Consider the following 13,495-nt stretch of genomic DNA (forward strand, 5'->3'; position numbering starts at 1 on the left):
AACACTTCTGGATTCACAAGGATTTAATATGGTCGTTATCCGCCTGGCTCGCGGCGGCGCGAAGAAGCGCCCGTTCTACAACATCGTTGCAACCGACTCGCGTAACCGTCGCGATGGCCGCTTCATCGAGCGTATTGGCTTCTACAACCCGGTCGCTGCCGAAGGCACGGAAGGTCTGCGCATTGCTCAAGACCGTCTGACGTACTGGCAAGGCGTTGGCGCACAACTGTCGCCGACCGTGGCTCGTCTGATCAAGCAAGGCGCCAAGGCTGCTGCCTAAGCTTTCAGATAGTCGAGTGGTACGCATTGCTGTCGGTTTGCCGATGGCATGAGAATTGAACGGCGGTGCATGCTCCCGAGCAATCTGGGGCAAGCATCGCCGTGTGTTCGTCACAAGGTTGGATTGCATGGTTCGTTCCGCACGTGAGCGTGTACCGTTGAAAATCGGTGCAGAAGCGCGTCGCGCCTCCGGTATGCGCGCCGAGCAGGTGCTCGCCCCAGTAACCGAGGTGCCCGACGATCTCGTCGAGCTCGGTTATATCGGCGATGCCTACGGGATTCGCGGCTGGATCAAGGTGCAGCCGCACACGGGTGACGGCGAAGGCCTGTTATCTGCGGATTGCTGGTATTTCCGTCGTCCCGGCGAGTCGGCCTACACCAAGGCCAACGTGCTGCACAGTCGGGGGCATTCGGGCACGGTTGTCGCGCAATTGCGTGGCAGCGAGAACCGGACATCCGCCGAGGCGCTCAAGGGCCTTCAGGTCTGGGTGCCGCGCAGTGCATTCCCGTCGGCCGGCGAAGACGAGTTTTACTGGGTCGACCTGATCGGCGCCCAGGTGACGAATTTGCAGGATGAATCGCTCGGGAAGGTTGTCGGTTTGCTGGACAACGGCGTACACACCGTTTTGCGTGTGGTGTACGACGTACCGGCTACCGATGGCAATCCGGCGAAGACCGCTGAGCGGTTGATCCCGTTTGTTGGCCAGTACGTCCAGACCGTCGACACCGAGGCGGGACGCATTGTGGCTGACTGGGGTCTCGATTATTGAGATACCGATTGACCGCCTGGTCGTTAATGCGTCCGGGCACCTCTGGACGGAACCGGTCTGATGCAGTTTGACGTCGTCACGCTCTTTCCCGAGATGTTTCGGGCACTGACCGACTGGGGCGTCACCAGCCGGGCGCTCAAGCAGTCGCGCTACGGTCTGCGGTTTTGGAATCCGCGTGACTTCACGCATAACAATTACCGCACGATCGACGATCGCCCCTACGGCGGCGGTCCGGGCATGGTGATGCTGGCCAAGCCGCTGGACGATGCGATTGCCGCCGCAAAGGCAGCGCAGGCGCAAGCCGGTGTCCCGCGCGGTCGCGTGTTGCTGATGTCGCCGCAAGGTAAGCCGTTGACGCATCGCCGGGTGGTCGAGCTGCGCGAGCAGGAGCAAGGTTTGATTCTGCTCTGCGGCCGTTATGAGGCCATCGATCAGCGCCTGATCGATCGTGTGGTTGACGAAGAAGTCAGCGTGGGCGATTTTGTGCTGTCGGGCGGGGAGTTGCCCGCCATGGCGCTGATGGATTCGCTGATCCGGCTGCTGCCGGGTGCGCTGAACGACGAACAGTCGGCAGAGCAAGACAGCTTCGTGAATGGCTTGCTGGATTGCCCGCACTACACGCGGCCTGAAGAATATGAAGGCGTGCGCGTGCCCGATGTGCTGTTGGGTGGGCATCACGCAGAGATTGAAAAGTGGCGACGCCGTGAGGCGTTGGCCAATACCTGGCACAAGCGTCCCGATCTGATCGAGAGTGCGCGTGCCAACGGATTGCTCAGCCGTGCCGACGAGGCGTGGCTGACAAGCCTGCGGGCCGATACGTCGGCCAAGTAGGCAGCGGATGTCGTCATGGGGACGGCATTCGGTTTGAACCCATCCTCTGTCGGGGCCGGCTCGCCGGTATATAACGCCGACACGATGGCACAAGGAGTAGTAAATGAATCTGATCGCTAAGATCGAGCAAGAAGAAATCGCGCGTTTGACCGCGAACAAGACGATCCCCGAATTCGCCCCGGGCGACACCGTGATCGTTAACGTGAACGTGGTTGAAGGTACCCGCAAGCGTGTTCAGGCTTACGAAGGCGTCGTGATCGCCAAGCGTAACCGTGGTCTGAACTCGGGCTTCATCGTTCGTAAGATTTCGTCGGGTGAAGGCGTTGAGCGTACGTTCCAGACGTACTCGCCGCTGATCGCCAGCATCGAAGTCAAGCGTCGTGGTGACGTTCGTCGCGCTAAGCTGTACTACCTGCGTGAGCGTTCGGGCAAGTCGGCACGTATCAAGGAAAAGCTCACGTTCAAGAGCAAGACCGTCGCTGCTGCCGAGTAAGTCGGACGCTGCTACGCCTGGCGACCTCGTGGCCGGGCGCAGCAAAGCCGCACGGAAAAAGCACCCCTCGGGGTGCTTTTTTCGTTTCAGTGCAGCGCGTCGATTGGGATGCGGCGCTGCGTCATAACGGCGGTATGCCGCGAATTGCCGGGGGAATGGCATTTTCTTCGTGCGCACGCGCTTTGCGCATCCTCGCTAAAATAGCGGAATTCTTCATCTCCAAAGGTCTACGTGGCGCCACCTCTCATCCTGCATCCTGAAGCCTTACCCATCGTCTCGACGGGGGAAGGGGAGCCGGTGCCGGCAGAGCGGTTGACCCCCTCAGCGTTACGTGACCGTCTTGCTAGTCCGCCCATCTGGACGCCCGAGTCGGGTGTCGGCGATCTGGTTTCCCCCTCGATGTTCACGCCACGAGCCGCCGCGGTGCTGGTGCCGTTGGTGATGCGTCCGCACGGCACCACCGTGCTGCTCACGAAGCGCACGCAGCATTTGAGTACGCACGCCGGGCAAGTCAGTTTTCCGGGTGGGAGCCGCGAGCCCGACGATCCGACGCCGATTGCGACCGCGTTGCGCGAATCGCGCGAGGAAATCGGGCTGGACGCCGGAGCGGTCGAGGTCATCGGCAGCTTGCCGGATTATGTGACGGGTACGGGGTTTCGCGTCGCGCCGGTCGTCGGCCTGGTCCAGCCGCCGTTCGATCTGGTCGCGGATACGGGCGAGGTAGACGAAATCTTCGAAGTGCCGCTCGATTTCCTGATGAATCCCGCACACCATCAGATTCGCGTCTTCAACTATCAGGTCGGTGAGCGTCGTTTTTATGCGATGCCCTATCCGAAGGCCGCAGGTGGCGAGTATTTCATCTGGGGTGCGACGGCGGGGATGCTCAGAAATTTCTATCGACTTCTGCGAGCCTAATCGCGAACCTGACTGCGGACCTGGCTGCGGGCGCAATGCGAATGTCGATTCGATTCTGCAGATTGCCTGCTCGAATTGACAGACAAGTGCGTCGCGAAGGCACGCGGGGCGGGCATTTGCGAGAAGCTGTGCTATCGTTACACCATTCCGTCCGGTGATCTGATCGCACGCATGACATTCTTCTCGGTACTCCTCGCGCTGATCTTTGAGCAGGTGCGTGCCCTCTCCACGCAAAACCCGATCTACAACCTGATCCGCTCCCACGCGACCCATACGTCGCAGTCGTTTGACGCCGGGCAGCCGCGCCACGGTGTTCTCGCGTGGCTGGTCGTAGTGGTGCCATTCGTCCTGGTTGTCGGCGTCGTCTACTACCTGCTCATGCGGGTCAATATTTTCCTTGGCTTCGCCTGGAACGTGCTCATCGTCTACCTGACGATGGGGTTTCGGCAGTTCAGCCACTATTTCACCGATATCCACGTTGCACTGAATAACGACAACGTCAACGAAGCGCGCGAAATTCTGCGTCAATGGATTGGTATCGACACCGTCGATATGCCGGTGGACGAGATCGTGCGTCACACGCTGCTGCATGCGGTGATTGCCTCGCATCGTCACGTGTTCGGTGTGTTTTTCTGGTTCCTGATGCCCGTGGGCCCCGCCGGAGCGGTGCTGTATCGTCTCGCCGAGTATCTCTCGCGGCGATGGACGGAAGCGGCACCCGATCGCAGCCCGGCCTTTGGTGCGTTTGCGCGCAAGGCGTTCTATGTGATCGACTGGGTGCCGGCGCGTCTGACGGCCATCGGCTTCGCGATTGTCGGTAACTTCGAAGATGCCATCTATGCGTGGCGTCACTACGCTAAGCAGTGGCCGAACGAGAATGAAGGCATTTTGCTGGCAGCCGGTAGTGGCGCACTCGGCGCACGACTGACGGGCCCGCTCGCTGAAGTCTCCAGTGTCGACGCGCTCAATCAGGGGGACGACGCCGTTCTGCCGGTCGGCAGCGAATGCACGCCGCGGACCTTGCAGGCCGCCGTCGGACTCGTCTGGCGCGCAGTACTGCTGTGGATGCTGTTGTTGCTTCTGCTGACACTCGCCGTATGGCTGGGCTGATCGGACGGATTGCGCTGACGTTTAGGCGCGAATCGCGGTAGCGCAAAAGAAAACCCCGCCTCGGCGGGGTTTTTCGTTGCTGCGAGATACGACGCGCGTGCGCACGTCGTCTCAATAAGGAATCTGCTGCTCCGACTCGTGAACGAGTTGCGCATAGAGCGCGTGACGCTGACGAGAAATGCGCCCGTCCTCCACGGCCTCGAGAATCGCGCAGCCCGGTTCTTTCAAGTGATGGCAGTTGTAGAACCGGCACCCGGTGAGTAGCGGACGAAACTCGGGAAACGCACGTTCAAGTGCACCTTCCTTCAGGTGATGCAGCCCAAATTCCTGAAAACCCGGCGAGTCGATCAGCAATCCGCCCTCGGGCAGATGGAAGATTCGCGTGAACGTCGTCGTGTGCTTGCCCGAATTCAACACCGTAGAGATTTCGCGCGTCGCAGCGTCCGCATTGGGGACGACGAGGTTCACAAGACTCGACTTCCCCATGCCGGACTGACCGAGCAGCAACGACGACTGATGGGCCAGTCGTGGTAACAGAAGTGCGGTGGCAGCGTCCGGATCAGCGCGAACGGAGAGTTCAAGCACTTCGTAGCCAAGCGCGCGATACGGCGCAAGACGTTCCCGCGCGGCAGGCAGTGCCGCTGTGACGTCCGTCTTGTTCAGCACGATGAGCGGACGCAATTCGTTCGCCTCGGCAGCCACGAGCGCGCGTCCGAGCAGGTCCTCGCTGAAATAGGGCTCTGTCGCCAGCATGATCACCAACTGGTCGATGTTGGCGGCGAACAGCTTGCTCTTGAACTGGTCCGAACGGTAGAGCAGGTTCCGACGCGGCAGAATCTCCTCGATGACACCCTGATCGCCCGTGCGCGCCCATGCCACCTCATCACCGACGGCGATCTCGCTCTTCTTGCCGCGCGGAAAGCACAGCACCGTTTCCCCATCGTCGGCTTCGACAACGTAGTGGCGTCCGTGCGCTGCGGCAACGCGGCCGTGGCGTCGTTCCTGCGCGGTCGTTTCGACGGGCGCAGCCTTACCTTTAACGCCGCGCTTCATGCATGCCCCAGCAAACGGTCGATGCGTTGCGACGCGGGAGGATGAGAGTAGTAAAACGCTGTGTAGACGGGGTCTGGCGTGAGCGTCGACGCATTGTCCTGATACAGCTTCACGAGGGCATTCACCAGATCGCCCGCTTGCGTCTGGCTCGCGGCGAAGGCGTCGGCCTCGAATTCATGCTTGCGCGACGTCAGGCTGTTCAGCGGACTGGCAAAGAACCCGAATACGGGCAGCACAAGGAAGAAGAGCACGAGCGCGAGCGCATTGTTGCTACCGGTCATCGACGGCATGACGCCCAGTTCGGTGTAGAACCATGTGCGTCCGATGAGCCAGCCAAGCAGTGCCAGGAAGGCGAGCGACAAAGCGAAGGCGACGACCAGGCGCTTGGTGATGTGACGACGCTTGAAGTGCCCCAGTTCGTGCGCCAGGACGGCTTCGATCTCGGCCGGGGAGAGACGCTCGATCAACGTGTCGAAGAAGACGATGCGTTTCGCGCGGCCAAAACCGCTGAAATAGGCGTTGCCATGCGCCGAACGCTTCGACCCGTCCATCACAAAAAGACCGCGTGCCGCAAAACCGCAGCGCTGCATCAGCCCTTCGATACGTTGTGCCAGTGCGGCATCCGACAACGGTTCGAACTTGTTGAATATCGGCGCGATCACGTGCGGGAAGATGAACTGGACGAACAAATTGAACGCGACCCACACGACCCACGTGTACACCCACCACAAGGGGCCTGCGCGGTCCATCAGCCACAGCACCACGAACAGCAGCGGCAATCCCAGCGCCACACCCACGGCGGTGCCCTTGACCATATCCGCAATGAACAGCCCGAGCGACATACGGTTGAAGCCGAAACGTTGCTCGATGACGAACTGACGAATGTAGGTGAAGGGCAGGTCTACGATGCCCGAAATGAGCAGCACGGCGGCGATCAGGGCCATTTGCCCGACGTAGCCTTCGCCAAGCCATTCGGAGATGCCCATGTGCAGCAGATTCAGGCCGCCGAGCAACGTAAAGGCGACCAGCAACACCGCTTGCGCGAAGATCTCCGCCATGCCGAGGCGGGTACGGGCGACGGTGTAATCGGCCGCACGCTGATGGTCGGTCAGCGTGATCGTGTCGGCGAAGCGCTCGGGGACGGCGGCGCGATGGGCGACCACATAACGGACCTGACGGGCCGCCAGCCAGAGCTTGGTCATGACCATCGCCAGCAGGAAGATCACGAAGAGATAAGTGAACATGCGCTTAAGAAGAATCTGAAGTATGCGAGAATTATAAGTTCTTTCGACCGGCGGGGCGCCGTGCCGGTCGCCGTCCGATGCGTTTTCCAGAGTCTTCCGATCATGTCCTCCATTCCATCCCAAAATCCCACGCCTGCCGACGCCGAGAAGACGCTCGCGCGCGCCGAATTCAATTTGGTCTGGCTCGACATGGAAATGACCGGTTTGCAGCCTGACAGCGACCGCATCATCGAAGTGGCGGTCGTCGTCACCGATTCGGCGCTGACGCGTCGTATCGAGGGTCCGGTTTTCGCCATCCACCAGTCGGACGCCGTGCTCGACGGCATGGACGACTGGAACAAATCGACTCATGGCCGCTCGGGACTGATCGACCGCGTGAAGGCGTCGCCTGTGGACGAGGCGTCCGCCGAGACGCAACTGATCGAGTTTCTGAATCAGTACGTGCCGCCGAACAAGTCGCCGATGTGCGGCAATTCGATTTGCCAGGATCGTCGTTTCATGGCGCGCTACATGCCCAAGCTCGAAGCGTTTTTTCACTACCGGAATCTGGACGTCAGCACGCTCAAGGAGCTGTGCCGTCGCTGGGAGCCCACGGTGTACAAGGGCTTCACCAAGCGTGCCGCGCATACGGCGCTGGCGGATATTCACGAGTCGATCGACGAACTTGTGTACTACCGCGAGCATTTCCTGAAGACGGCAGTGCCCGGCGCCTCGGCCTGATTGACGCGATATCCAAACACAAACGCCAGCGAATTCGCTGGCGTTTTGTTTTGACTCGTAGAGTAGAAAGAAGGGGGCACTCAGGCAGATTAAGCCGACTAATTAGCCGATTACGCGGATTTCGGCGCTCGAATCGCGTTCTTGGGACGGAAAGCCTTGCAGACGGCTTCGTTCGTCTCGATGTACGGACCACCGATCAGATCGACGCAGTACGGCACGGCAGCAAAGATGCCGGGGACGATCGACTTGCCATCGGCGTCGCGCAGACCTTCGAGCGTTTCCTTGATCGACTTCGGCTGGCCGGGGAGATTGACGATGAGCGCGGCATGATCCGCTGTCTCACGAATCACGGCAACCTGACGCGACAAAATCGCCGTCGGCACGAAGCGCAGGCTGATCTGACGCATCTGCTCGCCAAATCCCGGCATCTCCTTGGTGCCCGCGCGCAACGTCGCTTCCGGCGTGACGTCGCGGCGCGCCGGACCTGTACCGCCGGTCGTCAGCACCAGATCGCACTGCATCGTGTCGACGAGTTCGATCAACGTGGCAGTGATGCCCTCGGCATCGTCGGGGATCAGGCGTGTTTCCGTCACCCAAGACGAGGTGAGCGCGCTGCCGAGCCAGGCCTCAAGGGCAGGAATGCCCTGATCCTCATAGGTGCCCTGGCTCGCCCGATCGCTGATAGAGACGAGACCTACGCGAAGTTCGTCCGGATGTGAGCGGGCGACCATCAATAATCCTCACGGGTTGGGAATTCCGGCAGATCGTTATCGGCTTCGTCCGAAGTTTCGGACGCAGCCGATCCCGTGCCGAGCAGATCCTTGAGTACCTGAAACAGTTCGCGGAAGGCCTTGGGCGGCTTTTGTGCCGCCTGTTCGCGGCGCGCATTGCGAATGAGCGTGCGAAGCTGTTGACCATCGGCATCCGGATGCTGGGAGAGCAGCTCGGTCAGTGCCTCGTCCTTGGCCAGCAGGCGTTCGCGCCAGCGTTCCAGGGCGTGCAGCTTGGCCGTTTCCGCCTTCGAGACGCCCTTGATCACGTCCAGCGCGCGTTGAATGGCCTCGATTTCCTGCTCATCCAGCGTGCGCATTTGCTTGCCCACGTACTGCATTTGACGGCGTCGGCCTTCGTGGGCGGTGATGGTGCGGCAGTCCCGGACGGCGCGTTCGAGGTTTTCGGGCATCGGCACGCGGGCGAGCGCGTCCTTGGCCAGGTTGACCAGTTCTTCTCCCAGATCCTGCAGGGCATGCGACTCGCGCTTGCGCTGGGATTTGCTCGGGCCTTCGTCGGAAAGCTCGCTGTGGGCGATACGGTTAAAGCGGTTGATGTGCGTCATAGCCGCTATTGTAACGCGACGCGCGGCGTCCAAATAGTTGCCGGACCTCCGCACGACGGCGCGCAACTCGCGCTAAGATGGCGGTTCCTATTTAGCCACTGACCGAATCGCGCCGATGTCCCAAGCGACCCAGCACTTCACGCATACCCAGGATCAACTCAAGGAAATCGTCAGCGACGTGTTGCAGTACGCCCGTTCGCTCGGCGCAACGGACGCAGCAGCGGAGATCTCCGAGGGCGACGGTCTGTCGGTCTCGGTGCGGCGCGGCAAGGTCGAGACCATCGAGCGCAATCGCGACAAACTGGTCGGCGTGACGGTTTTCATTGGCCAGCGCCGCGGCAACGCAAGCACGTCCGATTTCTCCCGCAAGGCGCTGCACGACACGGTCGATGCGGCCTACAACATCGCCCGTTTCACGGCGGAAGACGACTGCGCAGGGCTTGCGGAGTCCGAACTGCTCGAAATGCATCCGCAGGACCTGTCGCTATTCCATCCGTGGGATATCACCGCCGACGAAGCCGTCGAGCTGGCCCGTCGTGCCGAGAAAGCGGCGCTGGACGTCAGCCCGTTGATCAAGAATTCCGAGGGCGCGGGTGTCTCCGCCCAGCACTCCCAATTCCTGCTCGGTACGACCCGCGGCTTCCTCTCCGGATACCCGTATTCGCGCCATTACCTGTCCGTTTCGCCTATCGCGGGTTCGGGCAGTCATATGCAGCGCGACGACTGGTATTCGTCCAAGCGCGCGGCCGGCGACCTGGCGTCGCCCGAGGCCGTGGGCCGATACGCTGCGGATCGCGCCCTGGCGCGCTTGCATGCCCGCAAGCTGTCGACGCGCAAGTGCGCTGTGCTGTTCGAAGCGCCGCTGGCAGCCGGACTGCTGGGCGCATTCGTTCAGGGCGTTAGCGGCGGTGCGTTGTATCGCAAGGCGACGTTCCTTGTCGACACGCTGGGTAAGCCGGTGTTTGCCGATCACGTAGGTATCCATGAAGACCCGCACGTGGCGCGCGCCATGGGCAGTGCGCCGTACGACGAAGAGGGTGTCAAAACGCGTGCTCGCGATGTGGTCAGCGATGGCGTGGTGCAAGGCTACTTCCTGTCGACCTATTCGGCCCGCAAGCTCGGCATGCAGACCACCGGTAACGCGGGCGGCTCGCACAACCTGCGCATGTACAGCAAGCTCACGGCGCCGACGGACGACTTCCGCGCCATGCTGCGCAAGCTCGGCACCGGCCTGCTGGTGACCGAATTGATGGGGCAGGGCGTGAACTACGTGACGGGCGACTATTCGCGCGGCGCGTCCGGTTTCTGGGTCGAGAACGGCGAGATCCAGTACCCGGTCGAGGAAATCACGCTCGCAGGCAACCTGAACGACATGTTCCGGCAGATTGTCGCCATCGGCGCGGACACGCTGGTGCGTGGCACGAAGGAGGTCGGGTCAATCCTGATTGAACAAATGACCATCGCCGGTCATTGATGCTGTCAAAATCCGTTATGGCGCCACAAACGCGTTGCATTTGTGCGCCATTGCGGGGCAAATGCTCAATTATCGTGTCCGTCACAAGCAGTTTGCGATATGCTTAGGAGTTTTCTTAAGCCGTGGCTTAAGAACGGACACGGTAGTTAGGGTAATGGGCGCGCTCATAAGGCGCGCCTTCTCATAACTAGAGACTAGGTATTGGAGGAAGAGGACTCATGAAAAGCACCATGACCAAGTTGCTGAGCGCACTTGTCGCGACGGGGATGGTGGCTGCGGCCCACGCAGCCGATCTGAAGATCGGTGTGGCCGAAGCACTGTCGGGTGGCGCTGCGCAATACGGCGCGGCCATCAAGAACGGTTTCCAGCTTGCCGCTGACGAGATCAATGCCGCAGGTGGTATCAACGGCAACAAGCTCGTGCTTCAGATCGAAGACGAGCAGGGCAAGAAGGAAGAGGCGATCAACGTCTTCAAGAAGCTGATCTTCCAGGACAAGGTGCTCATGGTCTTCGGCCCGACGCTGTCGAACTCGGCGCAGGCTGCCGATCCGATCGCGCAAGCCGGCAAGACGGTCGCGTTCGGCACGTCCAACACGGCTGACGGCATTACCTCCATCGGCGATTTCATCTTCCGCAACTCGGTGACCGAAGCCGACGTGCTGCCGGAGACCATCAAGGTCGCGGCCAAGCACACGGGCATCAAGAAGGTGGCCGTGCTGTACGGTAACGACGATGTCTTCACCAAGAGCGGCTACGACAACTTCAAGAAGGCGCTCGAAGACCTGAAGATCCCGGTCACGACGACCGAAACGTTCGCCAAGGGCGACGTGGACTTCAAGGCGCAGCTCACGAAGATCAAGGCATCGAACCCGGACGCCATCGTGCTGTCGGCGCTGATCGCCGAAGGCGCACCGATCATGGTGCAAGCCCGCCAACTGGGTATCAACGTGCCTTTCATCGGCGGCAACGGCATGAACTCGGTCAAGATCTTCGATCTGGCCAAGGGCAGCTCGGATGGCCTGTGGGTGGGTAGCCCGTGGTCGATCGAGAACGGCACGCCGGCCAACACGAAGTTCATCGCTTCCTACAAGGCGAAGTACAACGTGGCGCCGGATCAGTTCGCCGCACAGTCGTACGACGCGATGTACATCGCTGCGGGCGCGATCAAGAACGTGAAGATCTCCGGCAACCTCGAGGCCGACCGCAAGGCACTGCGCGATGCGCTGCCGAAGGTCACGCATGATGGCGCGACCGGCAAGTTTGCGTTCCGTCAGGCAATGGGCAAGGGCGGCAAGCCGGCTGGCTACGATGCACAACAAGCGCCGATCGTCAGCGTGACGAAGGGCGGCAAGTACGTCATCGAGAAGTAAGCCCGGCAGTACTTGAAGAAGTCCGCATGGGCGTAGGGCCGAAAGGCGCTACGCCCATCGGCGTTTCTGGTACACGTCGCACCCCCTTGCGACGCGTGCCTCCGTCCCTCAGGCTGGAATACACACCATGCTGGAACAGCAACTCGTCAACGCGCTCTCCCTCGGGTGCGTGTACGCCTTGTTCGCGCTCGGGTTCACACTCGTGTTCGGCATCCTTGGCGTTATCAATCTCTCGCACGGCGCGGTCTTCATGGTCGGTGCCTATGCGGCACTGCAAGCCGTCGTGCATCTGCATCTGCCGCTGTGGGCGGCGATCGTGACGGCCGTGATCGTGTCGGGCCTGCTCGGCCTGGTCATCGACGTGCTCGTGCTCAAACCGCTGCGCAAGCGCGGTGCGCCTCACCTGATTCCGATGATCGCCACCATTGGTGTGGGTATTTTGCTCAACAACGGTGTGCAGGGCATCTTCGGTGCAGAGAACCTGCGCTTCCCGTACGACCTCGTCTCGCAGGACACCCTGACGGTGGCGGGCGTCCACATGACGGTGCTCGAACTTGCGATCATCTTCATTTCGTTCGCGCTGATGGCCGTACTCATCACCACGATCAAGAAGACGCAACTGGGACGTGCGCTGCGCGCAATCGCGGAGTCGCCGAAGGCGGCGTACCTGCTCGGCATCAACGTCGAAGGACTGTTCCTCGCCACGTCGTTCGCGGCAGCGGGTCTGGGCGGTATGGCGGGTGTGCTGATCGGCCTGTACTCCAACGCCGTGTTCCCGCTCATGGGGCAACCCATGCTGCACAAGGGCATCGCGGTGATCATTCTCGGCGGCATGGGCGATATTCGCGGCGCGATGATCGGCGGCTTGTTCCTCGGCTTTGCCGAAGTGTTGTCGGTGGCCTACATCGGCTCGAACATGCGCGACGCCGTGGCGTTCGGCCTCTTGTTCCTGATCCTGCTGGTGCGTCCGCAGGGGTTGTTCGGCAAAGTGCTCGAACGCAAAGCGTAATCACGGGGGCGCAATGGACTGGTTCAATAATTTCTGGGCGGTATATAGCAATCTGGTGCTGACTCTCGGCACCAATGCGCTGCTGGCCCTGTCGATTTATCTCACGCTCTCGTGCGGCATGCTGGCGATGGCCAACGCCGCGTTCATGGGAATCGGTGCGTACACCGCAGCATTGCTGACGATGAACTACGACACGCCGTTTGCGGTGTCGCTGGCAGGCGGCATGGCAGCACCTGCGCTCGTCGCGTTCATCATCGGCAAGCCGACGCTGCGTCTGTCGGGCGTGTATCTGGCGATGGCGACGCTCGGTTTCGGCGAAGTCGTGCGCGTGCTCATCCTCAATACGGAAGACCTGACGGGCGGCGCGCTCGGTCTGAACGGCATTCCGCAACTCACGCAGTGGTGGCATGTGGCTGGCGCCGTCGTGATCGCGCTTGCCGTGCTGTGGCGTCTGCGTCGCTCCAAGGTTGGCCGTGCGTTCGAGGCGATCAAGGAAGACGAGACGGCTGCGGGGCTCATGGGCATCAACGTCACGGGTTACAAGATGCTGGCGTTCGTGCTCGGCGCGGTGCTGGCTGGTCTTGCCGGTGCCCTCAATGCGCATCTGACGTTCTTCATCGGACCGAACGAATTCGGCTTCGATCGCGGCGTCGAGATTCTGACGATGGCGATCCTCGGCGGTATCAATGGTCTCGTGGGTCCGGTGCTCGGCAGCACGATTCTGACGCTTCTGCCCGAATTGCTGCGCGCATTCAACGACTTCCGTCTCGTCGTCAACGGCTTGATTCTGGTGCTGATCGTGTTGTTCCTGCCCAAGGGCATCTGGGATCCGATGCGTTTTCGCCGTTGGTTCCGTGCCGGCAAGACGCGTTCGGCCTCTTCCACGTAAGC

15 protein-coding genes are annotated in these 13,495 nt (G+C 61.2%); 11 read left to right on the forward strand and 4 right to left on the reverse strand.

Annotation, left to right across the window (positions count from 1 at the left end; genetic code table 11):
- Positions 1-28 precede the first annotated feature (28 nt).
- The 6 genes from rpsP (at position 29) to NTU39_RS09655 (ending at position 4,398) form a co-directional block, all read left to right on the forward strand.
- Positions 29-280, forward strand: a complete 252-nt coding sequence (rpsP, locus tag NTU39_RS09630) for a 30S ribosomal protein S16 (RefSeq protein WP_017234865.1) — start codon at positions 29-31, stop codon at positions 278-280.
- A gap of 127 nt (positions 281-407) precedes the next feature.
- The gene (gene rimM / locus NTU39_RS09635; RefSeq protein ID WP_246184602.1) at positions 408-1,049 is read left to right on the forward strand and encodes a ribosome maturation factor RimM; all 642 of its coding nucleotides are present in this window, start codon (positions 408-410) and stop codon (positions 1,047-1,049) included.
- Positions 1,050-1,109: 60 nt separating this feature from the next.
- On the forward strand, positions 1,110-1,880 hold the full coding sequence (trmD, locus tag NTU39_RS09640; RefSeq protein WP_039399442.1) for a tRNA (guanosine(37)-N1)-methyltransferase TrmD: 771 nt from the start codon (positions 1,110-1,112) through the stop codon (positions 1,878-1,880).
- Between the two features lie 103 nt (positions 1,881-1,983).
- A complete protein-coding gene (rplS, locus tag NTU39_RS09645) occupies positions 1,984-2,373 on the forward strand; it encodes a 50S ribosomal protein L19 (RefSeq protein WP_039399440.1) in 390 nt (129 codons plus the stop codon).
- 231 nt (positions 2,374-2,604) lie between these two features.
- Positions 2,605-3,288 (forward strand): CoA pyrophosphatase, encoded by a 684-nt coding sequence (locus NTU39_RS09650; protein WP_246184603.1) that lies wholly within the window; start codon positions 2,605-2,607, stop codon positions 3,286-3,288.
- Between the two features lie 171 nt (positions 3,289-3,459).
- On the forward strand, positions 3,460-4,398 hold the full coding sequence (locus NTU39_RS09655; protein ID WP_039403714.1) for a CobD/CbiB family protein: 939 nt from the start codon (positions 3,460-3,462) through the stop codon (positions 4,396-4,398).
- A gap of 111 nt (positions 4,399-4,509) precedes the next feature.
- Here the strand turns inward: NTU39_RS09655 and rsgA are convergent, their stop codons facing one another.
- Both rsgA and NTU39_RS09665 read right to left on the reverse strand, forming a co-directional pair.
- On the reverse strand, positions 4,510-5,451 hold the full coding sequence (rsgA, locus tag NTU39_RS09660; RefSeq protein ID WP_150664743.1) for a ribosome small subunit-dependent GTPase A: 942 nt from the start codon (positions 5,449-5,451) through the stop codon (positions 4,510-4,512).
- Complete coding sequence (locus tag NTU39_RS09665; protein WP_150664744.1) at positions 5,448-6,695, reverse strand: M48 family metallopeptidase; 1,248 nt, start codon at positions 6,693-6,695, stop codon at positions 5,448-5,450. Before NTU39_RS09665 ends, rsgA begins: the two co-directional genes overlap by 4 nt.
- Positions 6,696-6,797: 102 nt before the next feature.
- Here NTU39_RS09665 and orn point away from each other — a divergent pair, with 102 nt between their 5' ends.
- Positions 6,798-7,415, forward strand: a complete 618-nt coding sequence (gene orn / locus NTU39_RS09670; protein WP_150664745.1) for an oligoribonuclease — start codon at positions 6,798-6,800, stop codon at positions 7,413-7,415.
- A gap of 110 nt (positions 7,416-7,525) precedes the next feature.
- On the opposite strand, the gene mog is transcribed toward orn, so the two are convergent.
- Together mog and yjgA are read right to left on the reverse strand one after the other, a co-directional pair.
- On the reverse strand, positions 7,526-8,146 hold the full coding sequence (gene mog, locus NTU39_RS09675) for a molybdopterin adenylyltransferase (protein WP_150664746.1): 621 nt from the start codon (positions 8,144-8,146) through the stop codon (positions 7,526-7,528).
- The gene (gene yjgA / locus NTU39_RS09680; RefSeq protein ID WP_150664747.1) at positions 8,146-8,751 is read right to left on the reverse strand and encodes a ribosome biogenesis factor YjgA; all 606 of its coding nucleotides are present in this window, start codon (positions 8,749-8,751) and stop codon (positions 8,146-8,148) included. The genes mog and yjgA overlap by 1 nt, the downstream gene beginning before the upstream one ends.
- Before the next feature lie 115 nt (positions 8,752-8,866).
- Here yjgA and pmbA point away from each other — a divergent pair, with 115 nt between their 5' ends.
- The 4 genes from pmbA (at position 8,867) to NTU39_RS09700 (ending at position 13,493) form a co-directional block, all read left to right on the forward strand.
- Positions 8,867-10,225, forward strand: coding sequence for a metalloprotease PmbA (gene pmbA / locus NTU39_RS09685; RefSeq protein WP_150664748.1), 1,359 nt, complete (start codon positions 8,867-8,869; stop codon positions 10,223-10,225).
- A gap of 218 nt (positions 10,226-10,443) precedes the next feature.
- On the forward strand, positions 10,444-11,595 hold the full coding sequence (locus tag NTU39_RS09690; protein WP_150664749.1) for an ABC transporter substrate-binding protein: 1,152 nt from the start codon (positions 10,444-10,446) through the stop codon (positions 11,593-11,595).
- Positions 11,596-11,722: 127 nt separating this feature from the next.
- On the forward strand, positions 11,723-12,604 hold the full coding sequence (locus NTU39_RS09695; protein ID WP_039399422.1) for a branched-chain amino acid ABC transporter permease: 882 nt from the start codon (positions 11,723-11,725) through the stop codon (positions 12,602-12,604).
- Between the two features lie 13 nt (positions 12,605-12,617).
- Positions 12,618-13,493, forward strand: a complete 876-nt coding sequence (locus NTU39_RS09700; RefSeq protein WP_150576667.1) for a branched-chain amino acid ABC transporter permease — start codon at positions 12,618-12,620, stop codon at positions 13,491-13,493.
- Positions 13,494-13,495: the final 2 nt, after the last annotated feature.

This window comes from Pandoraea commovens (assembly GCF_024704525.1).
Lineage (GTDB): Bacteria > Pseudomonadota > Gammaproteobacteria > Burkholderiales > Burkholderiaceae > Pandoraea > Pandoraea commovens.

Bases quoted from the DNA above. Each gene is read 5' to 3' on its own strand.
- NTU39_RS09655 (WP_039403714.1), top strand. From the start codon at position 3,460: ATGACATTCTTCTCGGTACTCCTCGCGCTGATCTTTGAGCAGGTGCGT.
- pmbA (WP_150664748.1), top strand. From the start codon at position 8,867: ATGTCCCAAGCGACCCAGCACTTCACGCATACCCAGGATCAACTCAAG.
- NTU39_RS09700 (WP_150576667.1), top strand. From the start codon at position 12,618: ATGGACTGGTTCAATAATTTCTGGGCGGTATATAGCAATCTGGTGCTG.
- rpsP (WP_017234865.1), top strand. From the start codon at position 29: ATGGTCGTTATCCGCCTGGCTCGCGGCGGCGCGAAGAAGCGCCCGTTC.
- NTU39_RS09695 (WP_039399422.1), top strand. From the start codon at position 11,723: ATGCTGGAACAGCAACTCGTCAACGCGCTCTCCCTCGGGTGCGTGTAC.
- rimM (WP_246184602.1), top strand. From the start codon at position 408: ATGGTTCGTTCCGCACGTGAGCGTGTACCGTTGAAAATCGGTGCAGAA.
- NTU39_RS09665 (WP_150664744.1), bottom strand. From the start codon at position 6,695: ATGTTCACTTATCTCTTCGTGATCTTCCTGCTGGCGATGGTCATGACC.
- NTU39_RS09690 (WP_150664749.1), top strand. From the start codon at position 10,444: ATGAAAAGCACCATGACCAAGTTGCTGAGCGCACTTGTCGCGACGGGG.
- yjgA (WP_150664747.1), bottom strand. From the start codon at position 8,751: ATGACGCACATCAACCGCTTTAACCGTATCGCCCACAGCGAGCTTTCC.
- trmD (WP_039399442.1), top strand. From the start codon at position 1,110: ATGCAGTTTGACGTCGTCACGCTCTTTCCCGAGATGTTTCGGGCACTG.
- orn (WP_150664745.1), top strand. From the start codon at position 6,798: ATGTCCTCCATTCCATCCCAAAATCCCACGCCTGCCGACGCCGAGAAG.
- rsgA (WP_150664743.1), bottom strand. From the start codon at position 5,451: ATGAAGCGCGGCGTTAAAGGTAAGGCTGCGCCCGTCGAAACGACCGCG.
- rplS (WP_039399440.1), top strand. From the start codon at position 1,984: ATGAATCTGATCGCTAAGATCGAGCAAGAAGAAATCGCGCGTTTGACC.
- mog (WP_150664746.1), bottom strand. From the start codon at position 8,146: ATGGTCGCCCGCTCACATCCGGACGAACTTCGCGTAGGTCTCGTCTCT.